Source organism: Actinomadura sp. NPDC000929 (genome assembly GCF_040492065.1).
GTDB classification, from domain to species: Bacteria; Actinomycetota; Actinomycetes; order Streptosporangiales; family Streptosporangiaceae; genus Spirillospora; species Spirillospora verrucosospora.
In genome coordinates this window covers 14,945-40,721 of the sequence record NZ_JBEUPA010000044.1, presented here as the reverse complement: position 1 = coordinate 40,721, position 25,777 = coordinate 14,945, and the positions used below count along the sequence as shown (strand labels likewise).

At 75.0% G+C, this 25,777-nt stretch carries 19 protein-coding genes and 1 pseudogene; 8 read left to right on the top strand and 12 right to left on the bottom strand.

Annotation, left to right across the window (positions count from 1 at the left end; genetic code table 11):
* Positions 1-28: 28 nt before the first annotated feature.
* A pseudogene (locus ABWI04_RS18065) lies at positions 29-833 on the bottom strand (SAM-dependent methyltransferase).
* A gap of 41 nt (positions 834-874) precedes the next feature.
* Here ABWI04_RS18065 and ABWI04_RS18060 point away from each other — a divergent pair.
* On the top strand, positions 875-1,255 hold the full coding sequence (locus ABWI04_RS18060; RefSeq protein WP_425550302.1) for a YchJ family protein: 381 nt from the start codon (positions 875-877) through the stop codon (positions 1,253-1,255).
* Between the two features lie 112 nt (positions 1,256-1,367).
* A complete protein-coding gene (locus tag ABWI04_RS18055) occupies positions 1,368-2,021 on the top strand; it encodes a hypothetical protein (protein ID WP_345173367.1) in 654 nt (217 codons plus the stop codon).
* Between the two features lie 256 nt (positions 2,022-2,277).
* Here the strand turns inward: ABWI04_RS18055 and ABWI04_RS18050 are convergent, their stop codons facing one another.
* On the bottom strand, positions 2,278-3,726 hold the full coding sequence (locus ABWI04_RS18050; protein ID WP_353833116.1) for an MFS transporter: 1,449 nt from the start codon (positions 3,724-3,726) through the stop codon (positions 2,278-2,280).
* Between the two features lie 59 nt (positions 3,727-3,785).
* Between ABWI04_RS18050 and ABWI04_RS18045 the strand changes: the two genes are divergently transcribed.
* On the top strand, positions 3,786-4,955 hold the full coding sequence (locus ABWI04_RS18045; RefSeq protein ID WP_353833115.1) for an ROK family protein: 1,170 nt from the start codon (positions 3,786-3,788) through the stop codon (positions 4,953-4,955).
* Between the two features lie 534 nt (positions 4,956-5,489).
* Here ABWI04_RS18045 and ABWI04_RS18040 read toward each other — a convergent pair.
* The 3 genes from ABWI04_RS18040 to ABWI04_RS18030 are packed head-to-tail and all read right to left on the bottom strand — an operon-like array spanning position 5,490 to position 7,914.
* Entirely contained in the window at positions 5,490-5,897 is a 408-nt protein-coding gene (locus ABWI04_RS18040) for a cupin domain-containing protein (protein ID WP_179844124.1), read from the bottom strand.
* Positions 5,897-6,718: a phosphoenolpyruvate hydrolase family protein gene (locus tag ABWI04_RS18035; protein ID WP_353833114.1), complete on the bottom strand. Its 822-nt coding sequence runs from the start codon at positions 6,716-6,718 to the stop codon at positions 5,897-5,899. Before ABWI04_RS18035 ends, ABWI04_RS18040 begins: the two co-directional genes overlap by 1 nt.
* Positions 6,715-7,914, bottom strand: a complete 1,200-nt coding sequence (locus ABWI04_RS18030) for a Tm-1-like ATP-binding domain-containing protein (protein WP_353833113.1) — start codon at positions 7,912-7,914, stop codon at positions 6,715-6,717. Before ABWI04_RS18030 ends, ABWI04_RS18035 begins: the two co-directional genes overlap by 4 nt.
* A gap of 101 nt (positions 7,915-8,015) precedes the next feature.
* Between ABWI04_RS18030 and ABWI04_RS18025 the strand changes: the two genes are divergently transcribed.
* Complete coding sequence (locus ABWI04_RS18025; RefSeq protein WP_353833112.1) at positions 8,016-8,735, top strand: hypothetical protein; 720 nt, start codon at positions 8,016-8,018, stop codon at positions 8,733-8,735.
* A gap of 3 nt (positions 8,736-8,738) precedes the next feature.
* Here the strand turns inward: ABWI04_RS18025 and ABWI04_RS18020 are convergent, their stop codons facing one another.
* The 5 genes from ABWI04_RS18020 to ABWI04_RS18000 form a co-directional block, all read right to left on the bottom strand.
* Complete coding sequence (locus tag ABWI04_RS18020) at positions 8,739-9,431, bottom strand: ABC transporter ATP-binding protein (protein ID WP_345173357.1); 693 nt, start codon at positions 9,429-9,431, stop codon at positions 8,739-8,741.
* Positions 9,428-10,357, bottom strand: a complete 930-nt coding sequence (locus tag ABWI04_RS18015; protein WP_345173355.1) for an ABC transporter ATP-binding protein — start codon at positions 10,355-10,357, stop codon at positions 9,428-9,430. The genes ABWI04_RS18020 and ABWI04_RS18015 overlap by 4 nt, the downstream gene beginning before the upstream one ends.
* Positions 10,357-12,924: a CRISPR-associated protein Cas5 gene (gene cas5 / locus ABWI04_RS18010; RefSeq protein ID WP_353833111.1), complete on the bottom strand. Its 2,568-nt coding sequence runs from the start codon at positions 12,922-12,924 to the stop codon at positions 10,357-10,359. The genes ABWI04_RS18015 and cas5 overlap by 1 nt, the downstream gene beginning before the upstream one ends.
* Positions 12,921-16,265: an ABC transporter permease gene (locus ABWI04_RS18005; protein WP_353833110.1), complete on the bottom strand. Its 3,345-nt coding sequence runs from the start codon at positions 16,263-16,265 to the stop codon at positions 12,921-12,923. Before ABWI04_RS18005 ends, cas5 begins: the two co-directional genes overlap by 4 nt.
* Positions 16,266-16,415: 150 nt before the next feature.
* Complete coding sequence (locus ABWI04_RS18000; RefSeq protein ID WP_353833109.1) at positions 16,416-19,628, bottom strand: AfsR/SARP family transcriptional regulator; 3,213 nt, start codon at positions 19,626-19,628, stop codon at positions 16,416-16,418.
* Between the two features lie 139 nt (positions 19,629-19,767).
* Between ABWI04_RS18000 and ABWI04_RS17995 the strand changes: the two genes are divergently transcribed.
* The gene (locus tag ABWI04_RS17995) at positions 19,768-20,328 is read left to right on the top strand and encodes a dihydrofolate reductase family protein (RefSeq protein WP_345173349.1); all 561 of its coding nucleotides are present in this window, start codon (positions 19,768-19,770) and stop codon (positions 20,326-20,328) included.
* Positions 20,329-20,335: 7 nt separating this feature from the next.
* Here the strand turns inward: ABWI04_RS17995 and ABWI04_RS17990 are convergent, their stop codons facing one another.
* Positions 20,336-21,265, bottom strand: a complete 930-nt coding sequence (locus ABWI04_RS17990; protein ID WP_345173348.1) for a Sco1979 family transcriptional regulator — start codon at positions 21,263-21,265, stop codon at positions 20,336-20,338.
* Positions 21,266-21,632: 367 nt separating this feature from the next.
* On the opposite strand from ABWI04_RS17990, the gene ABWI04_RS17985 reads away from it, so the two are divergent.
* Both ABWI04_RS17985 and ABWI04_RS17980 read left to right on the top strand, forming a co-directional pair.
* Positions 21,633-21,986 carry a YciI family protein gene (locus ABWI04_RS17985; protein WP_353833108.1) on the top strand — a complete coding sequence of 118 codons (354 nt, stop codon included), beginning with the start codon at positions 21,633-21,635 and terminating at the stop codon, positions 21,984-21,986.
* An 84-nt stretch (positions 21,987-22,070) separates the two neighbouring features.
* Positions 22,071-23,375 carry an RNA polymerase sigma factor gene (locus ABWI04_RS17980; protein WP_449718088.1) on the top strand — a complete coding sequence of 435 codons (1,305 nt, stop codon included), beginning with the start codon at positions 22,071-22,073 and terminating at the stop codon, positions 23,373-23,375.
* Here ABWI04_RS17980 and ABWI04_RS17975 read toward each other — a convergent pair.
* Entirely contained in the window at positions 23,356-24,519 is a 1,164-nt protein-coding gene (locus ABWI04_RS17975) for an FAD-dependent monooxygenase (RefSeq protein WP_345173345.1), read from the bottom strand. The genes ABWI04_RS17980 and ABWI04_RS17975 overlap by 20 nt on opposite strands.
* A gap of 313 nt (positions 24,520-24,832) precedes the next feature.
* Between ABWI04_RS17975 and ABWI04_RS17970 the strand changes: the two genes are divergently transcribed.
* Positions 24,833-25,774 (top strand): threonine/serine dehydratase, encoded by a 942-nt coding sequence (locus ABWI04_RS17970; RefSeq protein ID WP_353833107.1) that lies wholly within the window; start codon positions 24,833-24,835, stop codon positions 25,772-25,774.
* The last annotated feature ends 3 nt before the right edge of the window (positions 25,775-25,777 follow it).

The window sequence follows — 25,777 nt, the reverse complement described above, 5'->3', positions numbered from 1 at the left end:
GATGCGACACCTCGCGGCGACCGCCGGGTCAGGGCTTGCGGGCCAGGCCGCAGGCGGCGTCCACCGGCTCCGGCATGCCGAACGGCGTCGCCTCGGGCCGCCAGCGGGACGTGGAGACGACGCCCGGCTCCAGCAGTTCGAGGCCGGTGAAGAACTCGGCGATCTGCTCGGGCGTGCGGACGACATAGGGCGTCGAGCCCTGCTCGACGGCGATCCGCACGGCCTCTTCGCGGCCCTTCCGGTCGACGACGCCGGTGCCGTCGTTGAACGCCGCGAAGCTTCCCGGGACGAGCGCGTCGAGGAGCCGCCGCACGATGGCGTGCGCCTCGCCGTCGTCGACGACGTTGCCCATGATCCCGAACATGATGAGGCCGACCGGACGGCCGAAGTCGAGGGTGCGGGCGGCCTCGTCCAGGATCCGGCCGGGGTCGCGGACGTCGCACTGGACGTAGTCCGTCCTGCCTTCGGGGCGCCCGGTCAGCAGCGCCCGCGCGTGGAGCAGGACCAGCGGGTCGTTGTCGATGTACACGACGCGCGACTCGGGCGCGACGCGCTGGGCGACCTCGTGGGTGTTGTCGTGCGTGGGAAGCCCCGTCCCGATGTCGAGGAACTGCCGGACGCCCTCCCGCTCGGCGAGGTGGCGGACCATGCGGCCGAGCGTCGCGGTGGCGGGCGACGTCGCCGGCGCTGGGGAACGCCGCCGCGACCTGCTCGCCGACCTGCCGGTCGATCTCGTAGAAGTCCTTGCCGCCGACCCAGTAGTTCCACATGCGCGCGGGATGGGGGCGGGAGGTGTCGATCTCGGGCGGTAACCGTGCGGACATGGCGCTCATCGTCGCCGCGCGGTTACCGCCCCGCAAGGCAGAATCGGAAGGTGGCGAAAAGATGTCCGTGCGGGGTCGGCTCCCGGTATCGGGACTGTTGCGGGCCCTTGCACCGGGGTGAGGAAACGGCTGAGACGGCCGTCCGGTTGATGCGGTCGCGGTTCAGCGCGTTCGCGGTGGAGGACGAGGCGTACCTGCTCGCGACCTGGCATCCGGCGACACGTCCGGAGCGGATCGGCTTCGAGGACGGCACGCGCTGGACGCGGCTGGAGGTCGTCCGCACCGAGGGCGGCGGGCCGGACGACGACAAGGGCCTCGTGGAGTTCCGCGCCCATTACCTGACGGGAACGGAGCCCGGTGAAATGCACGAGGTCAGCCGGTTCGTGCGACACGACGGCAGATGGGTCTACGTCCGGGGCAAAGTGAGCTGACATTCCGCCCCACGGGCGAGCGGTATCGCCCGTACGGGGGAAGGACGACCTGGGCGGGCGCTGAGAACGTGTGGATGCGGGCGATGGACGCCCACGGAAAAGGGGAATCCACATGTCACGGAAAAGGCGTGCCGCGGTCGCCGGAATGGCCGTTCTCTGCGCGGCCGGCGCGGTCGGCACCGGCAGCGCGATGGCGCAGGACAAGGGGCCGGTCCCGAAGGAGGCCCACGTCACCGGGGACGCGTGGCTGAACTACCCGGGCGACTCCGAGTACCCGTACCGGCGGTTCATCGTCGACGCGCACGGCGGCCCGTGGAAGTTCGTCAACGGCAAGATGATCATGGGTGCGGCGCGCGGCACGGTGAAGTTCGACCACTACGCGCCGGACGTGCCCGGTGGACCGTCGAAGCACCACTGGGGCTGGATCAAGGTCGACTACGTGATGGCGACCGGGCCGGTCGCGGTCGTGTCCGGAATCCGGCAGGACGACGAGCACGGCATTCCACCGAACCAGAAGCGCGCGAACCTGACGTTCTACCAGTCGCCGCGCGGCCACAAGTTCGACCGGATGGGCTTCTCGTGGGGCGTCGTCTATCCGCAGTGCCAGCAGATGGGTGTCGGGCCGGCGCCGTTCAGCACCAACAGTTCCGGTCCTTTCGGGAAATGGCTGAAGGGGTACACGGTGAAGGACGCGCCCCTGAAGCTCCCGACCGGCGACTTCCAGCCGCCGGACAACCCCGCCGACTGCTCGTTCGCCGACAGCTAGCCCACCCGCCGACGCGACGGAAGCCGTCCTACTCCGCGCCTCGACGACGACCAGTCGGGGGCCGAGGCGCGGAGGGCGAACGGCCTGGACAACCTCCACCCGTCCGGCGTCCGGCGCCACTCGGCTCCGCGCCCACGCGATCGTGGTCGAGACGCCAGAAACCACCGTTTCGCAAGCCGACCGCCACCGACCGCCACCAGCCGCCGCCGGGCGTGGCTGGGCCCCGCTGGGCGCCGCCGGGCGCGGCGGGGCGCGGCTATCCGGTCCTGAGCCGCCGTCCGCAGCGGGCCAGCAGCACCAGCAGCAGGACGGGCGCGACGAGCGCGGCGGCGCGCAGGGTGGCGAGGTCGGCGAGCGCCCCGAGCACGAGCGGGGCGACGCCGATCGCCACCCCGGACGCGAGCGCGCACCGCGCCGCGGCCCGCGCCGGCTCGGACGGCCGCGCGGCGAGGGCCTGGCCGAGGATCACCGGATACAGCAACGCCACCCCGAGCCCGGTCACCACGAGCCCGGCGACGGCGACCGGCGCGGGCGACGCCCACAGCACCGCGAACCCGCCGAGGCCGACGGCCGCCGCGAGGGCGAGCAGCCGGTCCGGCCGTCCTCCGCGCCGCACGACCGGCCCCGCGGCGGCCCGCCCGGCGGCCATCCCGAGGACGAACCCCGCCGACAACGTGGCCGCGCTCCCCGCCCCCAGCCCCTTGACGCTCCCGAGGAAGTCCGCCGCCCAGAAGACCATGCAGAACTCCACCCCCACCGCGAGCACAAGATCGACCCACCGTCCCCAGAACCCAACCCCGCCCCGTCCCCGGCGAACGGACCGACCCCCTTCTCCGCCAGCACCCACCCCACCAGAAGCCTCAGCGCCTACACCAAGGCAGGAAACCCGCCCACCACCCACACCACCCGCCGCCGACTCCTCGTCGAACGACCTGCGATCGACAGAAGCGCCAGAAGGCTCAGTACCTGCCGCGCCGAGACGGGTAGGCCGGACTTCGGTTGCGGTGCCTGCCGTTGGCTCGTTCCCGGGCGACTCGTAGTCCGTTGGCGCAGCGTTGAGGGGCTTGGTGCTGGGCGGGTCGGTGGGCGCGGGGGTGGCGTGGGCCGGTGCGGGCTCGGTGGGGGCGTTGATCGGGGGGCGGGGTGGACGGGTGAGGAGAAGGAGGATGGCGGCGGCCAGGAGGGGCGGGGCGGCGAAGGCGGGGCGCCAGCCGAGGCCGTGGGCCAGGGCGGCGCCGATGAGGATCGGGGACAGGACGGACGCGGCGCTGGAAACGGCGTTGGCCTCGCCGATTTGGACCGTTCCATCGCCGTGCTGGGCGGCGCGCAGGGCCGCCGGGACGAGTTGGACGAGGCCCGCTCCGCCGAGGCCGAGGACCAGGGCGCCCGAGGCCGTTCCGAGTCGTTCGCCGGATGCGGCCAGGAGGGCGGCGCCGCCGACGAGGGCGGTCAGGGCCGCCGGGATCGCGTACCGCCCGAGCCGTGCGGCCAGGCGGTGTCCGACCAGCCCGACGATCACCAGACCGAGGGCGAAGGCGGACGGGTAGAGGGCGGCCTCGGCGCGGGGCAGGCCGCGCTCCTCCCGCAACTGGGGCAGGATCGCACCGAGCCCGGTGAGCAGGTAGCCGAGGCATCCGAAGGCGGCGTACAGCCCGAGTGTCTCCGCTGTCCGCCCGGTGGCCGGGCCCGTGTCGGCGGGCTTCATCGCGCCTCCCTATTAAACTCGTAGGACGAGGATAAGTCGAGCACGCCAGGATGTCACCCATGGAGCCGATGACCGCGCACTCCGCGCGCGCCCTGCGCAGCCAGGGAGCGCTGGCGATGCTCCGCCACGCCCACGCTCACCCGTCGGTCAAGCGCGCGGACGCGGCGCGGGCGCTGGGGCTGAGCAGCGGCTCCGCGACCGAGATCACGAGCCGGTTGAAGGCGGCCCGGCTGCTCGACGAGGAGGCCTCCGCCCTGACCGGCGGGCGCGGCCGCCCCTCCCCCGCGCTCGTGCCCCACCGCGACGGCCCGCTGGTGTGCGTCGTGGACATCAGCCACGAGCGGTGGCAGGCGGCCTGCGTCGAACTGGGCGGCCGCGTCGTCGCGCAGGAGGCCGGCGGCCACTCCGGCACCCCGGACGTCCTCGAGACGCTCGGCCACCACGTGGCGGCCATGCACGCCCGCTACGGCCACCGCCTCCGTGCGGTGTCCGCCTGCGTCGCGGGCACGGTCAGCGCGACCACGGTCGTCCAGGCGTCGGGCATGGGCTGGCGCGGCGTGGACCTAGAACCGCTCCGGCCGCCCGGAATTCCCCTGCTCGTCGGCAACGACGCCTCGCTCGCCGGGCTGGCGGAGGCCAGACGCGGCGCGGGCGCGGGGGCGCGGGTGGTCCTGCACCTCACGGTCGAGGTAGGGATCGGCGGCATCCTCGTCGTGGACGGACGGCCGGTGGACGGCGCCACCGGCGCTGGCGGCGAGTTCGGCCACATGCCGTTCGGGGACCCCTCGCTCCAATGCCCCTGCGGCGCCCGCGGTTGCTGGGACCTGGAGGTCGACGGCCGCGCCATGGCCCGCGCCCTCGGCCGCCCCGCCCCCCGCGACCCGCGCACGGCCGCCGGGCACGTGATCGCCGCCGCGTCGTCCGACCCCGCGGCCCGCTCGGCCGTCGGCGCCGCCGCGCACGCGCTGGGACGGGGCATCGGCGCCCTCGCCAACGCCCTCGATCCCGGCGTGGTCACGCTCTCCGGCCTGGCCACCGATCTGGCCGCGACGGCGCCCGCGGCCCTGGAGACCGGCTACACCGCGGCCCTGATGCGCTACCGCCGCACGGCGCCGCCGCCCATCCTGCCCTCGACGCTCGGCCCGCAGGGCCCCCTCACCGGAGCCGCGGACGCCGCCTTCGACCTCCTCCTCACCGAGGAAGGCCTGGCCGCCTGGTCCCGAACGTGAGTCCGAGCGCCAGGCCAGGCCCCCAGCGCGGCACCCCGTCACCAGGGACGCTGCGGGATCGCGGATGCCACGTTCGGCCCCTCCTCGCGCAGAAGCATGAGGTCGCCTGGTCCCGCACCTGAGCCGAGCGCGCGGTGCGTGGCCACGCAACGCCGCGCGGCGCTTGGCTGCCCGCGCGGCGCTCGAGCAGCCAACGCCGCTAGGAGGCGCGCGACGGGCTGCGCTCGGGAACCTCACGCAAAGAAGCACCAAGGCGCACGCTCCCCGTACCTGCGGCCGGGCGGCCAGGAACTAGCCGCGCAGCGGCGCGCAGCGCGCGGCTGCCCTAAGGCCGCTCGGAGGCGCGGACGGCTGCGCCCGGGGCTTTACGCAGAGGCGGACCAGAGCGTGTGGGCCCTGCACCCGAGGCTGGGCGGCCAGGAACTAGCTGTGCAGCGGCGCTCGGGTGGCCGATGCGGCTTGGGGGGGTGCGGCGGTTGCGTTCGGGCCAGCGCGTATGGGGTCCGCATCTGGGGGCGGGAACGGGGGTGGTGGTTAGGCGGGGCGCCATTCGGGGATGGCGCCTGGTTCGTGGAGGCAGTGGTCGGGGGCGGCTTCCAGGGCCTTCTCCTCGCCGCCGGGGGTGTAGGTGACGATCAGGCGCAGGGGGCGCCAGGTCATGTTGTAGGTGGAGTGCCAGACGCCCTTGGGGATGTGGACGGCGTCGCCTTCGCGGATCAGGAAGGGCTCGCCGTCGTCGACCATCTGCGCGGCCTCGCCGGAGATGACGTAGATGACCTCCTCGGCGTTCGGATGGTGGTGGCGGGCGTGGCCCTTGCCGGGGTTGACGATCACCTCGCCCAGGGTGCTGCCCGCCCCGGGCACCGCGGACGGGGTGACGAACCACTTGATCGACCCCCAGTCGAAGGTCGCGGTCGCCACGTCACCGGGGTTCCTCAGCATCAGATCTCCAGGTTCTTGAAGGCCGCGACCTGCGCGGTGACGGCCTTCTCGGTCGGGAGCCGCTCGACGGAGGAGGCGCCGAAGAAGCCGACGACGCCCTCCGTCCGGGACAGGACGTAGGCGGCGTCGTCCGGTTCGGCGATGGGGCCGCCGTGGCACAGCACGAGGACGTCGGGACGGACGGCGGCCGCGGCGTCCCGCATGGCCTGGACGCGCTCGACCGCCTCGTCCAGCGTCAGGGACGTCCCGGCGCCGATGCTGCCCTTGGTGGTCAGGCCGACGTGGGGGACGAGCACGTCGGCGCCGGCCTCGGCCATCGCCCGCGCCTGGTCCTCGTCGAAGACGTAGGGGGCGGTGACCAGGCCGCGCTCGCGGGCGAGCCGCACCATCTCGATCTCCAGGTCGTAGCCCATGCCGGTCTCTTCGAGGTTCTGCCGGAAGACGCCGTCGTAGAGCCCGACCGTCGGGAAGTTCTGCACGCCCGCGAAGCCCATGGCCTTGAGCTGGTCGAGGAAGACGGGCATCAACCGGAACGGGTCGGTGCCGCACACTCCGGCCAGGACGGGCGTGTCCCGGACGACGGGCAGCACCTCCGACGCCATCTCCACCACGATCTGGTTGGCGTCCCCGTACGGGAGCAGGCCGGCCAGCGACCCGCGTCCGGCCATCCGGTAGCGGCCCGAGTTGTAGATGATGATCAGGTCGACGCCGCCCGCCTCGGCGCACTTGGCGGACAGCCCGGTGCCCGCGCCCGCGCCGATGACGGGCCTGCCCTCCTCGACGGTGTTCCGCAGCCGGAACAGGACGGTCTCGCGGTTCACTGCGCGCCCTCCGAGATCAGCCGGTGCAGCCGGTCGGCCATCGCCCGGCCGAACTCCGGGTCGTTGATGTGCATGTCGAGCATCTCCGCCTCCGCGACGTCCTCCAGCGCCATGAAGCAGGCCACGTCGGCCACCGGATCGTGGAACGGCATGCCGGGCGCGTCGAGCGCCGACACGCCCTTGAGCGGGACGAACAGCGCGGTCGGCCCGGTGGCGGCGGCCAGCTTGGCCGCCATCCTGCGGCCCAGCTCGCCCATCTCCTCGGCCGTCGTCCGCATGAGCGTCACGGTGGGGTTGTGGACGTACAGCATCCGCTGCCCGAACCGCTCGGGGACGGTGCCGCGCGGCCCGAAGTTGACCATGTCGAGGGCGCCGGGCGCCACGACCTGCGGGACGCCGTGCCGTCCCGCGGCGGTGAGGCGGTCGGGTCCCGCCGACAGGACGCCGCCCACGAGGTCGTCCGCCAGCTCGGTGGTGGTCAGGTCGAGCACCCCGGCCAGCAGGCCGCTCTCCACGAGCCCTTCGAGCGCCCGTCCTCCGGCGCCCGTCGCGTGGAAGACGAGCACCTCGTAGCCGAGTTCGTCCAGGCGCTCCCGGGCGGCGTCCACCGCCGGGGTCGTGACCCCGAACATGGACGCCGCGACGAGGGGCCGCTCGTCCGGGGCGGGCTCCGGGACGGCGTGCGCCTTCGCCATCCCGGCCGCCGCCGCGGCGGCGTTCCCGAGGATCAGGCGCGACAGCCGGTTCAGGCCCGCGATGTCGACGACGCTGTAGGTGAGCGTGACGTCCTTGGCGCCCACGTAGGGCGAGACGTCCCCCGACGCCATCGTCGACACGATCAGCTTGGGCAGTCCGATGGGCAGGTCCCGGACGGCCCGCGCGGCGATCGACGATCCGCCGCTCCCGCCGACGGCGAGCACGGCGTCCACCCGGTCCAGCGCGGCGAGGACGACCGCCGCGCCCTCCCCCATCGCCGTGACGGCCGCGCCCCGGTCGCCGGCGTCCCGCAGGGCCTGGAGCGAGGCGCCCCCGGCCTCCGCGACCTCCTCGGCGGTGACGTCGGCCGTCACCTCCGACGGCCCGACCCCCGCGTCCACGAGGACGGTGTCGCAGCCCAGCTCACGCACCCGCTCGCGGAGCCACGCGTACTCCGCGCCCTTGGTGTCGAGCGTCCCCACCAGTACCACGGTCGCCATCGCGTCCCCTCCGTTCCCCCGATACCGATTCCCCCGACGATCACTTCGCAAGCCTGTCCCCCTGGTGAGCGCCACCCTTCTTGGAACGGGACAATCTGGGCATGCCCCAGCCCTCTCTCGCCGGAGTCCTGCGTAGCACCGTCGCGACCGTGCTCACGCTCCTGGCGGCCGTCGTCTTCGTGGCGCTCGCCGTGGTCCTGATGGTCACGCAGGTCCCGGACGGCACCCGGGACCTGGACGCCTACCGGGCCGCGCCGCGCTGCCCGTCCGCGCCGGCCCGGCCCGCCGAGTGCCGCTGGACGCGGGAGTTCACCGTGGCCGGCGTCCGGCTGACGTCCAGGCGGGGCAGGCTCGACACCGTCACCCTGACCGGCACGGACGGCCACCGGTGGGAGACGGCCTACACCGACCGGGGCCCGGTCATCGGCGATCTCGGCAGGGGCGACCGGGTCACCGGCACCGTCTGGCGCGGGCGGCTGACCGAGATCGCGGCGCGCGGCGAGTCGCAGGACACCGACGCCGCCCCGGCCGACCTGCGCGCCCGGTCCCTCATCGCCGGGCTGATCATGATTCCGCCCGGCCTCCTCGTCACGGCGGCGTGCGTCTGGAGGCTGGGACGGCACGCCGGCCCGAGCCGGGGCATGGTCGCCACCCTCGGCCTGGCCGTCGGCGTGTTCTTCGCCGGCCTGTTCTCCCCGCTCGTCGCGAACGCCGTCGGCGAGGACTTCTGGGCCACGGCGGCCGTCTGGCTGCCCGCGGCCGTCCTCCTGGCCGTCGGGGCCCGCGTCTACACGACCCGGGGGAACGGCCTCGCCAGGTGACGGTCAGGCGGGGACGGACGCCTCGGTGACGGAGCCGTCCTCCAGGGTCAGGACGCGGTCGGCCTCGGCGAGGAGGGTCTCGTCGTGGGTCGCCACCAGGACGGTCACGCCCTCGCTGGAGACGACCGCGCGGAACAGCGGCATGATGGCGGCGGCGGTCTCGGAGTCGAGCTGGCCCGTGGGCTCGTCGGCCAGGAGCAGGCGGGGCCGGTTGGCGAGGGCGCGGGCGATCGCCACGCGCTGGCGCTGGCCGCCGGACAGCTCGTAGGGGCGCTGCAGCGCGTGGTCGGCCAGGCCGACGAGGCCCAGCAGGACGCGGACCCGCTCGTCGCGCTCGGCGGGCGGCGTGCGGACGAGGCGCAGCGGGACCTCGACGTTCTCGGCGGCCGACAGGACGGGGATGAGTCCGTGCGACTGGAACACGTAGCCGATGTCGTCGCGGCGCAGGGCGAGCAGCTCGTCCTCGGAGAGCGCGCCGACGTCGCGGCCGTCGACGCGGACGGTGCCGCCGTCCGGGCTGTCCAGGCCGCCGATCAGGTTGAGGAGGGTCGTCTTGCCGGAGCCCGAGCGGCCCCGGACGGCGACGATCTCGCCGGGCGCGATGGTGAAGGACGCCCCGCGCAGGGCCGGGACCTCGATCCTGCCCGTCCGGAAGGTGCGGACCAGCCCCTCCACGGCCACCATCGGCGCGGTCATCGGTTCTCCTCCCGGTCGGGCCACACGCCGACATGGTCGCTCTCCAGCGCGAGGCGGACGCGGTCGCGCAGGTCCAGGGCCTCGGTGAAGCCCTTGGGCAGCTGGACGCGGCCGACGCGGTCGAGGAGGGCGTACTCCTCGACGACGCGGGTCCCGTCGTCCTCGGAGCGGCGGCGGACCTCGACGCTGGTGCGGCCGTCGCGGATGCCGACGGTCCGGTCGACGCGCTCGGACACCTGCGTGTCGTGGGTGACGACGACGGTGGTGGTGCCGAGCTCCTCGTTGACGCGGCGCAGGGCGGCGAACACCCCGGCGGCGGTGGCGGTGTCGAGCTCGCCGGTCGGCTCGTCGGCCAGCACGACCTGGGGTTCGTTGGCGACGGCCACGGCGATCGCGATGCGCTGCTGCTGGCCGCCGGACAGCTCCGCCGGGCGGCGGCCCGCGCAGTCGCCGACGTCCAGCATGCCGAGCAGCTCGGCGGCGCGGGTGGCGCGCTCGCGGCGCGACCGCCCGGCGAACCTCATGGGCAGCTCGACGTTCTGCGCGGCGGTCAGGTACGGCAGGAGGTTGCGGGACGTCTGCTGCCAGACGAACCCGACCTTCTCGCGCCGGAACTCCAGCCGCTCCTTGGACGCCATGGTGAGCAGGTCCGACCCGGCGACGCGGGCGACGCCGGCGGTCGGCACGTCCAGGCCGGACAGGATGTTCAGCAGCGTCGACTTCCCCGACCCGGAGGCGCCGACGATGGCGACGAGCTCGCCGGGGTCGATCAGCAGGTCGAGGCCCTGGAGGGCGACGACCTCGACGCCGTCGGTCTTGTAGATGCGCACCAGGTTGTCGCAGACGATGTGGGCGCCCTCGCCGTAGACGGGGCCGCGTTCGGCGGCCCGTCGCTCCAGTTCGGCGAGATCGGTCGTGTCGGTCATCACTCCCCCGTTCTCAGAGCGTCGGCGGGGTCGGCGTCGAAGGCGCGGTCGACCGCGATGGCGGCGGCGGCCGCCAGCAGCAGCGCGGCGAGCAGGCCGAGCAGCGCCGGAAGCCCCGGGACGTGCGCGGTGACGGCGAAGCCGCCGGTGTAGGGGCGCAGGTCCACGGCCGGTCCGGTGATCTCCGGCAGCAGGAGGCCGAGGACCCACCCGGCGCCGACCGCGCACAGCAGGACGGGCGCGACCTCCACGAGCGCGAGGCGGCGGCTCTGCCGGCGGCTCAGCCCGAGGGCGCGCAGGTGCGCGATCGTCCGGCCGCGGGCGCGGGCGCCCACGACGAGCATCAGCAGGACGGCGAGCAGCCCGTACGCGCCGCCCGCGAGGGCGCCGTTCCGGAAGGTCTCGTGGACGACCGACACCAGCGGCAGCCCCGTCATCTCCCGCAGGACCCGCTGCCGCAGCACGATGTCGTCCCCTGGGGCCGCGGCGCGCAGCGCCTTGACGTCGATGTGGCCGCCCGCGAGGAAGACGTGGGACGGGAAACCCGTCGCACCGGCGACCGTCCGGTAAGGGACGATCACGAAGGCGCTGTTCTTCTCCTGACCGGGGAAGCGCGCGATCTGGCCGGACGGCTTGACGGTCACCGGGTCCATGCCCGCGCGGCCGAGCGTCACGGTGCCGGAGCCCAGGGTGCGGGCGGCCAGGGGCGACACCAGCGCGCCCGAGGTGTCCGGGATGCCGGGCACTTCGGGCGCGAGCCTCCGGTAGGCGTCGAGGTCCACGCCGACCACGGTCACCGGCGCCGGGTCGGTGGCGGACGAGGCCCGCGTGATGACCCGGACCCGGACGGCGCCGGTGACGCCGGGCACCGCGCGGATGCGGCGGAGCCCGGCCTCGTCCAGCGCCCCCGCCTCGACCCGCGCCTCGGCGCCGGTCTCGGCCCAGGAGGCGCGCTCCTGCCCGATCCGCAGCGCGGTGTCCACGGTGGAGGTGAAGCCGGCGATGGTCGCGGCGAGCAGCAGGACGGCCAGCGGCAGCGCGCCGACGAGGTTCTGCCGGGACGCGCGGGCGAGGCCGATGAACGCGACGGCCCCGGTCCGCCGCCGCAGCAGCGGCCCGGCCGCGCGCAGCAGGTACGGGTAGGCGCGCAGGACGAGCACCCCGAGCGCCGCGCCGAGCAGGGCGGGAACGGCGGCGACGAGCGGGTCGGTGCCGGCGGACGGGCCGCGCTCGCGCAGCAGCACGACGCCGATCACCGCGAGCACTACCAGCAGGCCGTCCATGACGAGCCGCCGCCGGGAGGGCCGCGCCGCGACGAGGTCGTCGCGGCGTTCGGCGACCGAGCCGAGCCCGCCGCCGCGCTCCCGCAGGACCATGGTCGCCGAGACGCCGAGCACGGCCAGGACGAGCAGCCCGATCGCGTACAGCGAGGCGGCCTGCGGCGGACCGGCGTCCAGCAGCCGTCCCGCCGCGTAGCCGAGCAGGGCGGACGGGACGGCGGCGAGCGCGGTCAGCCCGCAGGCGGGCGCGGCGAGCTGGCGCAGCGACGCGCCGCGGGCCCGCATCACGCCGAGGAGCGGGCGGAGCCGCTCGCCGAACAGCCCGGCGGCGAGCAGCAGCAGCCCGGCGGCTACGGCGACGAGGCCGCCGAAGGCGAGGCCGAGGACGGACTGGGCGGTGTGGAGCCGTTCGATGAACTCCTTCAGCCGGTTGTCCAGGGCGGTGGAGACCTCGCAGGGGAAGAGGTCGGCGCGCCCTTCGACGGCGGAGCGGAAGGCGTCGAGGTCGCGGACCATGACGCGGGTCTGCTCGGCGCTGACGGCGCCGGTGCGGACCGGGAACCGCCAGTCGTAGAGCAGCTTCAGATGCGGGTCGCGCGTGAGGCGCGAGTACGCGGTGGCATCGATCAGCGCCGTGCCCGCGTCGGCCTCGATGGTGCTGTTGGGGAGGTACTCGACGGTCGGGTGCAGGATCCGGGCGCGCGGCCGCCAGAACTGGTCGGCGGCGTTCAACGGTGCGTACAGGCCGCTGATGCGGACGCCCCTGCCGCCGAGGTCGATCCGGTCGCCGGCCTTGTAGCCGAGCTGGTCGGCGTACCTCTTGGCGACCAGCACGTCGATGTCGCCGCTCGTCTGCCCCGGCTTGTTGAAGGGGTAGCGGCCGGAGACGAGGCGGACGCGCCGCCAGGCGCCCGGCTCCCAGCCGAGGTAGAGGATCCTCGGGCGGCGGAAGTCCCCCTCGACGCGGTCGCCCGGGGAGGTGACCGACGACTCGGGCTCGCCGACGACCCCGGCCAGGGAGCGGGGCAGCCGGTCCCGCCAGGCGAGGGCGTGGGAGTTCAGGGCCGCGTCGCCGGGGACGGCCGCGAAGGCGGCGGAGCCTCCGGCCTCCCCCTTCACGTGGATGTCGGCGTCGGCGCCGACGGCGGCGGCCGCGGCGCGGTCGTACCCGGCGGTCGTCCGGGACGGGACGGCGACGGCGAGCAGCGCCGACACCAGCATCAGCACGGCCAGCGCGGTGAGCGGCGCCCACTGCGCGCGGGCGAGCCGCGTCCCGGCACTCCTCATCGGTCCTCCCCCACGCGCAGGCCGGCGCCGAGGTTCCGGCGCCGCAGCGTCCGGATGACCGGCGCGAGCACGAGCCCGAGCACCGCCGCCACCCCGCCGAGGACGGCCAGCACCACGGGCCACTGGACGACCAGGTGCGCGGGCGGGTACGGCTCGGCGGCCTGCACGCTCAGCACGACGTGCGGGACGACGAGCCGCGCCACGACCAGGCCGAGGACCGTCCCGCCGAGCAGGCCGAGCCCGACCAGGTAGGCCTGCTCGGTCGCGAGCATCCCGGCGACCTGGCGGGGCGGGACGCCGAGCGCCCGCAGCACCGCGAACTCCCGGTACCGCTCGCCCGCGGTCACCGCCGCGTTCACCACGAACGCGATGACGGCGAACGCCAGCGCCGCGGCGAAGCCGAGCACGAGGGCGCCCTGGAGCGCCGCGCCCAGCGGGGCGTCGCGGAGCCGGGCGCGGGTCTCGACGCGGTCGGCCGCGACCTCGCCCCAGGCGGGATGGCGGGCCAGTTCCCGGACGGCGGGGGCGGTGCGGCCGCCGCGCGCCGACGCCCACCATTCCCGCGGCGTGATGGTCTCGCCGCCCGAACCGTCCACGGCGAGCCGCGACTGGGTGAGGGTGGGCAGGTCGACCAGGACGCCAGGCCTGCCGGGCGCCACGCTCGGCAGCGCGGGCGCGATGCCGGCGACCTTGACGGGCTGGTCGCCGTCGATGGTGTTCACGGTGACGGTGCCGCCGACGCCGACCTTGGCGCGGCTCGCCATCTCCTTGGTGATGACGCCCGGCACGACCGGCAGCAGGTCGGTGTTCTTGGTGTCGTGCGAGGGCGGGGTGGACGTGCCGAGCATCGCGTGGACGGCGGTACCGGTCGCGTAGCCGTAGAAGCCCTGGCGGTCGAGGGTGGGCGACGAGGGGATCGTGAGGGTCGCCAGCGCGTCCTCGCCCTCCTCGGCGGTCGTCCTGATCGGATGCTCCAGGTCCTGCGGTCCGGCGAACGCGTCCCAGCGGGCCCCCGCGGGCCGCGTGGCCTGGCCGGTGCCCTCGCCGGCGATGCTCCGCAGCTCCAGGTCGAGCCTGCCCGAGATCTTGTTGTCGTCGTAGTTGAAGTGGACGCCGCGGACCGCCAGCGGGAAGGAGGGCACGCCGTCCTTCCCCGCGAGCCGGGCGGTGTCGAGGGCGATGGTGTGCTCGTCGCCGTCCGCGTCGATGCCGGGCAGGGTCACCTGCCGGGTGAGCCCGTCGGCGTCGACGATGCTCACCACGAACTTGTAGCCCTCGCCGAGCGGCGGCACGTAGTCGGGGGGCACTTCGGGCTCCGGACCGGAGCGGCTGAGGCGCAGGTCGAACAGCAGCCGCTTCGGCGTGCCGGGCACGGTCAGCGCCGGGGCGGCGGGACGCGCCCGCGCCAGCTCGTCCAACCGCAGGTCGTTCCGCAGGCCGGGGCCGACGCGCAGGAGCGGGCCGAGTCTCCTCGCGTCGACGCCGAGCAGGGTCGCGGGTTCGGTGCCGAGGTCGGCGTCCATGCGCAGGACCCCGCTCGCGGCCGAGACGCCCGGCAGCGCCGCGAACCGCCCGGCCTGCCCGAGCGCCTCCGGGCCGCCCTCCCGGGCCGAGGCGGCCAGCCGCAGGTCGGCGCCGCTCTGGAAGTCGGCCTGGTCGGTCTGCGACCGCCGCCAGGTCGCCATCGTCGTGACCGACAGGATCCCGACGGCCATCGCCATCACCAGCAGCAGGACGGGCCCGGTGTAGCGGAGCTGGCGCCGCCCGACCTGCCGGGTGCCGAGGACGGCCACGAGGCCGCGCCCGCGGGTCGCGATCCGCTCGGCCACGCGGGTGACGGCGGGCACGAGGCGGAGCAGGAGGACCCCGCCGGCGAGCAGGGCCAGGGCCGGGCCGGACACGATGAACGGGTCGATGCCGCCCGTGCCGCCGCCGGGGGCGCCGCCGCCCGCGCCGTCCGCCCCGTACCGGGTGAGCTGCCAGATCGCGAGCCCGGCGACGAGCAGCAGCGCGAGGTCGGTGCCCGAGCCGCGCAGGCCGCCGCGGCCCTGCCGCCCGATGCCGGCCTGGGCCTCCACGAAGGTCCGGTTCGCGCCCCGCAGCGTCGGGACCGTCAGGACGACGGCGCAGGCCAGCGCCGTCAGCACCGAGACGGTCCACAGCGGCAGGAGCGGCCCGGCGTCCAGCCGCAGCCCCGAGTCCCGGACCGCGGGCGCGTGCCCGGCCAGGCGCAGCAGCGGGCCGGCCAGCAGCGGGCCGAGCACCGCGGCGGGCAGCACGATCAGCAGGCCCTCGGCGAGGCCGAGCCGGGCGAGCTGGCGCATGCCGAGGCCGCGGGTGCGCAGCAGCGCGACCTCGCCGCGCCGGTGGTCGGCGAGCAGCCGCGCGACCAGCAGCCATGCGCAGCCCGCCAGCAGGGCGAGCTGGATCACCGGGATGAGCATCGTGGACCGCGCGACCTGGAGCGCGGTGCGCAGCTGCGCGGTCAGGTCGGGCAGGTCGGTCGCGACGCTGAACTGCGCACCGTCGCCGGCCTTCTCGAAGGTGTCGCCGCCGGCGGCCACCCGGTCGCCGAGGGCGCCGAGCTCGCCCGGCTCGACGCCGCGCAGGTCCGGCATGACGGTGAAGCGCGCCTCGGATCCCGTGCCGGTGAACCGGGCGGCGAAGACCTCGGGCCGCACCACGAAGGGCCCGTGGCTCGTGTAGGTGAGCCTTTCGACGCCGGTCGTGATGAGCTTGTCGTCCTGCCAGAAGTAGTCCTGCGGGTCGGGGACGTCGAACAGCCCGACGACGCGGACCTTCACGACCGACTTCTTGTCGACGCGGCCGTGCAGCGTGAGGACGTCGTCCACACCGGCGCGCATGGCGCGGGCGGCGGCGCCGGGCAGGGCCGCCTCGACCTCCCTGGAGCCCGTGCCCGAGGCCGCGCCGGGCCAGCGTCCCTCGGTGAGCCGCGCGTGCTTCTCGATGCCGGTGTAGGTCTCGAACGCCGTCAGGTCGGGGTGTTCGCTCTTCTCCTGGCCGGGCAGCGTGAAGGAGTCGCTGCGGACGCTCATCGAGACCGCCAGCGGGACGTCCCGGTAGATCTGCTTCAGCGCCCGGTCGACCTGGCCCTGCACCGTGGGGAGGCCGTTCGCCGGGACGTGGGTGCCGAGCGTCGTCCCGACCGACTCGAACGTCGCGTCCGCCAGGGTGCGGCGCAGGCCCTCGCGGGTCACCGAGCCGGTGTAGCCGACCAGGGCCGCGAGGACGGTCGTGGCGAAGAGGGCGGTCGCGCAGGCGGCCAGCACCAGCGTCCGATCGCCGATGATCCGGCTGAGCACCAACCCCCGTCGTCCCACGAAGGGTGATGATCAACCCCTGTGGGAGGGGCCACAAGGGGTCGTGATGAATCCGCGACTATTCGCAACCTTCTTGCAATAGGGCGAATCACCCAGGCAAGCGCGTCCCCAGGAGGCCCTGCCGCCTCGCCCTGCCGGTCCGCCCGCGCCCTACCGGCCGGCCCATACGGACGCGCCCTCCGGAGGGACGGTCTCCGCACGGCGCAGGATCTCCGCCGGATCGAGGCCCGCCCCCGCGGCGAGCGCGTCCGGGCCGGCCGCGTCCCCGAGCCGCGCGGCGGCCCGGTCGATGTCGTCCTGCTCGACGGGGGCGGGCGGCACGCCGGCGGCCTCCCGGATCGCCGCCGCCTTCCCGAGGGCCTGCGCCGCGTCCCGGTGCCGCCCCGCCATGGCCAGCGCGCCGGCCAGCCCCTCCAGGGCGCCCGCCAGGTCGCGTGGCGCCTCCAACCTGATCGCGACGGCCAGCGCGTCCCGCTGGTACCGGACGGCGGACGCCGCGTCGCCCCGCGCCTCCGCCACGCGGCCCAGCCCGGTCTGGATCATCGGCAGGTACAGGGGCGGGAACTCCTCCGGCGACGCCGCCGCCAGCAGGGGCCGCATCCGGTCCTCGGCGTCCTCCAGCCGCTCCTCGCGTTCCGCCGCCAGCCCGAGGCCGATGTCGGCGAACATGGCCGCGGGCGCGAACCCCTGCTCCGCCGCGACCCGCCGCGCCCGCCCGAACAGCCGCCGCGCGGACGCCTGGTCGCGGCGCAGGTAGGCGATCCAGCCGCGCCACGCCATCCGCATGGCGACGTCCGGCCACAACCGCAGCTCCTCGGCGATGCGCTGCGCGTCGTGATGGAGCCGCTCGGCCCGGTCGTAGTCGCCGGTCAGCTCCGCCAGCCCGCCGAGCCACTCCACCGCCTGGAGCCGTCCCCAGCGGTCGCCGACCTCGTCGAACAGCACGGCGGCCCGTTCGGCGTCGCGCTCCAGCGCGGCGGGCTCGCCGCGCGCGTGGGCGTGCATGGCGCGCTGGACGAGCGCCGCCGCCTCGCCCCACCGGTCGCCGCACGCGCGGAACCCCGTGAGCGCCTCCTCCAGCCGCGCGGCGCCCTCGCCGGTGTCGTCCAGCTCGGCCCGGGCGAACGTCAGGAACCAGCGCGCCCACGCCTTCAGGCGGTCGTCGCCGGTGGCGTCCACGAGCGCGAGGGCCTCGTCGCGGCGGGCCTTCCAGTCGCCGGGGGCGCCCTTGAGCACGGCCAGCCCCGCCCGCCACACCAGCGCGCGGGCCCGGACGTCCGGCGATCCGCCGTCCCGGGCGAGGGCCGCCTCCAGCGACCGCAGCGCCTCGGTCAGCCGCCCGCGCAGGAACCAGTACCAGGCGAGCGCGTTGACCAGCCGCAACGCCTCGTCCGCCGACCCGGCGGCGTCGAGCGCGGCCCGCAGGTTCGCCGACTCGACGTCCAGCCTCGCCAGCCAGCGCGCCTGGTCGGGCCCGGTGAGGCCGCCCGCCGCGCGCTCGGCCAGGGCCAGGTGGTGGGCGCTGTGCGCGGCCTCGGCGCGCCGCGTCTCCCCCGCCTCCGCCAGCCGCTCGGCCGCGTAGGCGGCGACCGACTCCAGCAGCCGGTACCGGGGGCCCTCGCCGGGACGCTCCGTCATCACGACGAGCGAGCGGTCGACCAGCCGCACCAGGACGTCGAGGACCTCCGCGTCCGGGACCTCCCCGCCCGCGCACACCGCCTCGGCCGAGTCGGCGGTGCAGCCGTCGGCGTGCACCGACAGCCGGCCCAGCACCGCGCGCTCCGGCCCGGTCAGCAGGTCCCAGCTCCAGTCGATCACCGCGGTGAGGGTGCGCTGCCGGGCCGGGGCGCCGCGGTGCCCGGACGACAGCAGCCGGAACCGGTCGTCGATCCGTTCGACGAGCCCCTCGACGCCGAGCGTCCGCACCCGGGTCGCGGCGAGTTCGAGGGCGAGCGGGATGCCGTCCAGCCTGCGGCACAGCTCCCCGACCGGGCCGGCCGTGTCCCCGTCCAGCCGGAAGCCCCGCGACGCCGCCCGCGCCCGCTCCGCGAACAGCCGGACCGCGCTCGACGCCGCCGGGTCGTCGCCGCGGCCCGGCACGTCCAGCGGCGGAACGGCCCACACGACCTCGCCCGGCAGGCCGAGCGGCTCCCGGCTCGTCGCCAGCACCCGCACCCCGGGCACCCCGCGCAGCAGCCGGTCCGCCAGCTCGGCGGCCTGCTCGACCACGTGCTCGCAGTTGTCCAGGACGAGCAGCAGCCGCCGGGCGCCGAGCGCCGCCGCCAGCCGGTCGAGCGCCGCCGCGGGCTCGCCGGGCGCGTCCCGGATGTCGAGGATCGCCGTCACGACCTCCGCGAGGTCGGGCACGGTCGAGCGCTCCAGGGCCGCCAGCTCCGCCATCCACACGCCGTCGCCGAACCTGTCCGCGAGCCCGGCCGCCGTCTCGATCGCCAGGCGCGTCTTGCCGACCCCGCCCGGGCCGGTCAGCGTGACCAGCCGGTCGGTGCCGATCCGGGCCCGGATCTCCCGGACGGCGCCGTCCCGCCCGATCAGCTCGGTCGGCGGGGCGGGCAGGTTCGAACGCGGGCGCGGCGGCTCCGGGGCGGCGGGCCCGCCCAGGGCGGGGTCCTGCCGCAGGATGGCCCGCTGGAGCTCGGCCAGCTCGGAGCCCGGGTCCAGGCCCAGCTCGTCGGCGAGCAGCACCCGGTACCTCTCGAAGCACTCCAGCGCCTCGTTCTGCCGTCCGGCCCCGTAGAGGGCCCGCATGTGCGCGGCCCTCAGCCGCTCGCGCAGCGGGTGCTCCTCGACGGCGCCGCCGAGCTCGCCCGCCAGGGCGCCGTGCTCGCCGAGCGCCAGCCGCACCTCGGCGTGCTCCTCCAGCGCGGTCAGCCGCAGTTCCTCGAGCCTCGCCACCGCCGCGCGGGTGAACTCCTCGTCGCGGAAGTCGGCCAGCGCGGGGCCGCGCCACCGTCCGAGCGCCTCCGCCAGCAGCGCCGCCCTCTCCTTCGGCTCCGCCGCGCCGCGCGCCCGCTCGACCAGCGCCTGGAAGGACCGGGCGTCGACCCGCTCGGGGGCGGCGGCCAGCAGGTACCCGGCCGGGCGCGACTCCACCAGGGCCCGCGCGCCCGGCTCGGCGTCCTCCAGGACGCGGCGCAGCTGCGACACCTTCGCCGACAGCGCGCCCATCGGGTTCCCGGGCGGCGCGTCGCCCCACAGGTCGTCGACCAGCCGGTCGGCGGGGACCGGACGGCCCTCGTGCACGAGCAGGTCCGCCAGCAGCGCCCGCACCTTCAGCCCCGGCACGGGGACGAGCCCGCCGTCGTCGGTCCAGACCGCGAGCGGTCCGAGCAGCCCGAAACGCATCTTCCGACCCTAATGCGAACTCGTTCTCCGGCGCGTCCGGGCGGCCGCCGGAAAGGAAGCGTAAGGATCCGGTAAACGGTCCCGCGCACAGTGGTCACACGGCGCCGGAAGGCGAACGATCAACCCGACGGAGGAGACCATGCGCAAGATCATCAACTCGACGTACGTGTCGCTCGACGGCGTCATCGAGAACCCGCAGAACTGGACCTCGGCCTACTTCCAGGACGAGGCCGCCGCCTACGCCAGGGAACTGCTGTTCTCCTGCGACGCCATCCTGATGGGACGCAAGACGTTCGACGGCTTCTCCCAGGCGTGGCCGGCCATGGAGGAGGCGACCGGCGACTTCGGCGTCCGGATGAACAGCCTGCCCCACTACGTCGTGTCCGACTCCCTCCGCAAGCCCGGCTGGGGCGACACGACGGCGATCCCGCGGGCGGAGGCCGTCACGGAGATCGCCAAGCTGAAGGAGCAGGACGGTCAGGACATCCTGCAGTACGGCTTCGGCCCGGTGTCCCGGACGCTCGTCGAGCACGGCCTGCTGGACGAGCTGCGCCTGTGGATCCACCCGGTGCTCGTCGGCGCCCGCGAGACCGGCGAGCTGCTCAACGCCGACGAGTTCTCGGCCGCGTTCGAGCTGGCCGGCACCGAGGTCTTCAAGACCGGCGTCATCATCGCCACCTACGTCCCCAGCGCGCGGTAGCGAGCGGTCACCCGGCGGCCCGGCGCGGCGGAACGCCGAACCGGGCCAGGGCCGCCCGGAGGATCGCGCGGGTGCGGTCCGGGGGCTCGGCCTGGACGCCGACACGGTCCAGGGCGTCGCGGTAGCGGGCGATGTCGGACGCCCGGTCCGGGTAGAGCGCGCAGGTGAGCTGCTCCAGGTAGACCACGTCGGGCAGCTCGGGCTCGGCGAACCGCAGCAGCGTCATCGGGCCGCTCTCCGTCGCGGGCCCGCCCGAGGCGAAGGGGGCGATCTGCACGGTGACGTTCGGCCGCTCCGCCATCTCGATCAGGTGCTCGATCTGGGCGCGCATCGTGGCGCGGCCGCCGACCGTCCGGCGCAGCGCCGCCTCGTCCAGCACCGCCCACAGCCGCAGCGGGTCCGGGCGCTCGAACACGCGGCGGCGCCGCATCCGCAGCTCCACCCGCCGCTCGATCTCCTCGGGCCCCGCCTCCGGGTGGCGGGCCGCGATCAGGGCGCGGGCGTAGTCCCTGGTCTGCAGCAGTTCCGGGACGTTCTGGACCTCGTACACGCGGACGAGCACCGCACCCTGCTCCAGTCCGAGGTAGGGCTCGAACCAGGACGGGACCACGTCGCCGAACGGCTGCCACCAGCCCGGCGCGTTGGCGTGCTCGGCCAGTTCCAGCAGCGGCTCGCGCAGCGACGGGTCGGTCACGCCGTAGAGGGTCAGCAGGTCGGCGACGTCGCGCTCCTTGTAGCCGACCCGGCCGAGCTCCATCCGGCTGATCTTGGAATGCGAGCCGCGGATCTCGTACCCGGCGGCCTCGGTGGACAGGCCGGCGGCCTCCCGGTAGCGGCGCAGCTGGGCGCCGACCAGCAGGCGCAGCACCGTCGGGCCCGCCTCCCGGTGGTCCTGGGCGACGCGGGCGCGGTCGCCCTCCGGTTCCGCGGCGCTCACGAGGCCCCGCGCCCCGCGGCGCGGCACCGCCCGTGCGGCGCCGGACCTCCGGCACGCGGCGCGGACGGCCCACCGGTCACCGGTGCCGGAACTCCCATGGGACGCCCTCCTCGACGTGCGGAAAAACTTTCCACCGGATGAAGTTACTCGTTGGAGAGTCACTTGCCCACTAGTCCGGAATGTCCTCTTTGGTGGTCATCTCGGGGAATGTACGGGAGCGTCCGGCTCAAGAGCGCCGTGACCTGGCACGATACGGAGCACGAAAAAAATCCAGAAGATCTCGGCCAGGATGTCGATCCGGTCACACGTTCTTCGACGCGTTCGTGACGGACCGGGAAGGACCGGGCCGGTGAGCAGAGGAGACGACATGCGGTTCCTGTTGATGACGACGGACGACGGTTCTGCGCCCGCCGCGCCGCCGGACGAGAAGCTGCAGACCGAGATGGGCCGGTTCATCGAGGAGATGTCCCGGAGCGGGGTGCTGCTCGCGACCGGCGGGCTGGAGCCCGGCGGCACCCGGATCACGTCGTCCGGCGGCAAGGTCACCGTCCTCGACGGCCCGTTCGCCGAGGCGAAGGAGACGGTCGTCGGGTTCGCGCTGATCGAGGTGGGCAGCCGCGAGGAGGCCATCGAGCTGTCCAAGCGCTTCTGGGCGATCATCGGCGACGGCGAGGGCGTCATCCAGCAGGTGTTCGGGCCGGAGGACCTCCCCGGCCAGTGAGGCTCGCGCCCGGCGGGCGCCCGGCCGGGCCGGGGCGTCCGCCGAGGTTGCGCGGCGGCCGGTGCGGGTGCTCTCATCGGCAGCGTGACGGCATCGGACGAGCCCGGGGCGCGGAAGGCGCCCGCACGGGGCACGAGCGTGCACGCGACCGTCGACGCGGTGTGGCGGCTGGAGGCCGCGCGCATCATCGCCGGTCTCGCCCGCATGGTGCACGACATCGGGCTCGCCGAGGAACTCGCGCAGGACGCGCTGGTCGCCGCGCTCGAACAGTGGCCGGAGTCGGGCGTCCCGGATAACCCGGGCGCCTGGCTCATGGCCGTCGGCAAGCGCCGCGCGATCGACCGGATCCGGCGGCTGCGGCGGCTCGACGACAAGATCGAGGAGATGGGCCGCGACCTGGAGACCCAGGCGCCGCCCGACGAGTTCGACGTTCCGGACGACGACCACATCGAGGACGACGTCCTCCGGCTGATCTTCACGGCCTGCCACCCCGTGCTGTCCGCGCAGGCGCGGGTCGCGCTGACGCTGCGCATGCTCGGCGGCCTCACCACCGAGGAGATCGCGCACGCGTTCCTCGTCCCCGAGGCGACCGTGGCGCAGCGGATCGTCCGGGCCAAGCGGACGCTCTCGGAGGCGAACGTCCCGTTCGAGGTGCCGCAGGGCCCCGACCGCGCGGCCCGGCTGGCGTCCGTGCTGGAGGTCGTCTACCTCGTCTTCAACGAGGGGTACGCCGCCAGCGCGGGCGACGCCTGGGTGCGGACGGACCTGTGCCGCGAGGCGCTGCGCCTCGGCCGCGTCCTCGCGGCGCTGGCCCCCGGCGAGCCCGAGGTGCACGGGCTCGCGGCGCTGATGGAGATCCAGGCGTCCCGCACCCGGGCGCGCACCGGCCCGTCCGGGGAGCCCGTCCCGCTGGCGGCGCAGGACCGCGGCAAGTGGGACCGGCTCCTCATCACCCGCGGGTTCGAGGCGCTGCTGCGCGCGAAGAGGATCGGCGAGCCGCCCGGCCCGTACGTCCTGCAGGCCGCGATCGCCGCCTGCCACGCGCAGGCGCCCTCCGCCGAGGACACCGACTGGGCGCAGATCGCCTCCCTCTACGAGATCCTCGCCCGCGTCGCGCCGTCCCCCGTGGTGGAGCTGAACCGCGCCGTGGCGGTCGGCATGGCCCACGGTCCCGAGAAGGGCCTGGAGCTCGCCGACGTGCTGGTGGACGAGCCCGCCCTGCGCGGCTACCACCTGCTGCCGAGCGTCCGCGGCGACCTGCTCGCCCGCCTCGGCCGCCGGGACGAGGCCCGGGAGCAGTTCGAGCGCGCCGCGGAGCTCACCCGCAACGCGCCCGAACGCCGGGTCCTGCTGGACCGCGCCGCCGCGCTCAGTAGTCCCGCACCGTGAACGAGCCGACGATCTCCCCGAAGTCCTGGAAGTCGACGACCTCGGTCCCGGCGCCCGTCTCGGCGTCGCGCTGCGCGTCCACCCGCGCCTTGTTGGTCAGCGCCAGTTCCTGGTTCGCGGCGACGTACCCGCGCAGCTCCTTCTCGTAGTTCGCGAACGCGGCGCGGTGGTCGCCGCCCGCCGCCTTCAGCTCCCCGGCCAGCACGTACGCGCCGACGATGGCCATGCTCGTGCCCTGCCCGGACAGCGGCGACCCGCAGTAGCCCGCGTCCCCGAGCAGGACGACCCGCCCCTTCGACCAGGAGTCCATGTGGATCTGCGCCATCGAGTCGAAGTGGAAGTCGGGCGCGTCCCACATCGTCTCCAGCAGCTCGGGCACCACCCAGCCGCCGCCGGCCAGCGCGTCCGCCATGATCTTCTTCTGCGCGGCGGTGTCGCGGTGGTCGTACTCGATCGGCCGCTCGGACTCGAACCCCAGGTAGACGCGGACCTCCTCGTTGCCGCGCACGCTCATCACGCCGCCGCCCCAACTGCTGCCCGGCACCTGGTGGAACACCTGCCAGCGGTCCAGGCCGAGGAAGTTCGGGGCCGTCCACACCGACAGGTAGGTGCCGAGGTGGGTGAGGTAGTCCTTCTCCGGCCCGAACACCAGCCGGCGCGTGGTGGAATGCGCGCCGTCCGCGCCGACGACCAGGTCGAACGTGCGGATCAGCCCGCTCTGGAAGATCACCCGCACGCCGTCGTCGTCCTGCTCCACCCCGGCGATCGAGTCGCCGTACAGGTACTCGACGCCGTCGCCCGCCGCGTCCACCAGGATCGCGGACAGGTCGTCGCGCAGGATCTCCACGTCTGCGCTGCTCAGGTCGCCCCCGGTGATCGTGTAGTCCTCGCTGCGGTACAGCTCCTTGCCGTCCCCGTCCACCATGGACATGCCGCGCATCTCGACGCGCCGCTCGCGGATCCGGTCGAGGACGCCCATCCGCTCGGCGACCTCCAGCGCCGGCCCGCGCACGTCGATCGCCTGCCCGCCGGCCCGCGGCCCGGGCGACACCTCCACGACCGTCACGCCGAACCCGTACCGCCGCAGCCAGTACGCCAGCGCGGGACCGCCGATGCTCGCACCCGAGATGAGGACGTTCTTCATGGAGACCTCCCTAGTCCGGCGGGACCTGCGTCCCGCGCCGATGAAGAGACTCGCCCCGGCCGCTGACCGACCTCGCACCGTGTGCTGACCGGCGTCCGGAGCGGAGCGGAGGACGACGGTCAGCAGCCCTTGCCGGGGGGCTTGGGGGGTCGCCCCCCAAAGGAAAACTGACCGGCGTCCGGAGCGGAGCGGAGGACGACGGTCAGCAGCCCTTGCCGGGGGGCTTGGGGGTGGTTGTCAGGGGGGCGGGTGGCGTGATCGGGTGTCATGTCCCAAACTGGCGTTGGGTGCTGATGACGCGGAGGGGAAACCGGTGATCGATCGCTCGCACGTCCAGGCCGCCGCGGAGCGTGTCGCGGGACATGTCCGCCGCACGCCGATGGTCGAGGTCGAGCCGGGGCCGCTCGCGCCCGCCGCGCGGATGTGGCTGAAGCTCGAACTGACGCAGCACACGGGGTCGTTCAAGGCGCGCGGTGCGTTCAACCACATCCTGGCGGCGCGGGAGGAGGGGCGGCTTCCCGAGACGGGAGTCGTCGCGGCCTCAGGCGGGAACGCCGGGCTGGCCTTCGCGTACGCGGCGGCGCGGGCGGGCGTCCCGGCCGAGGTGTACGTGCCGGAGACGGCGCCCGCGGTGAAGGTCGCGCGGCTGCGGGCCCTCGGCGCCGCGGTCGTGCAGGTGGGCACCCGGTACGCCGAGGCGCAGGACGCCGCGACCAAGCGCGCCGCCGACACCGGCGCGCTGTTCTGCCACGCCTACGACCTGCCGGAGGTGTGCGCGGGCCAGGGCACGCTCGGCCTGGAGATGCTGGAGCAGACCGGCGGCGAGGTCGACACGGTCCTGCTGGCGGTCGGCGGCGGAGGGCTGATGGCGGGCGTCGCCGCCGCGCTCGAAGGGCGGGCGCGCGTCGTCGGCGTCGAGCCCGCGACGATCCCGACCCTCGAACGCGCCCTGCACGCCGGACGCCCCGTGGACGTGGAGGTGTCGGGGATCGCCGCCGACTCCCTCGGCGCGACCCGGGCCGGCGAGATCGCGTTCGCGGTCGCCTCCCGTGCCGGGGTGCGTCCCGTCCTGGTCACCGACGAGGCGATCATCGAGGCCCGCCGGTTCGTGTGGCAGGAGTACCGCATGGTCGTCGAGCACGGCACGGCCGCCGCCGTGGCCGCGCTGCGCGGCGGCGCCTACCGGCCGTCCCCCGGGGAGCGCGTCGTGGTCGTGCTGTGCGGCGCCAACACCGACCCGTCCGACCTGGTCTGAGTT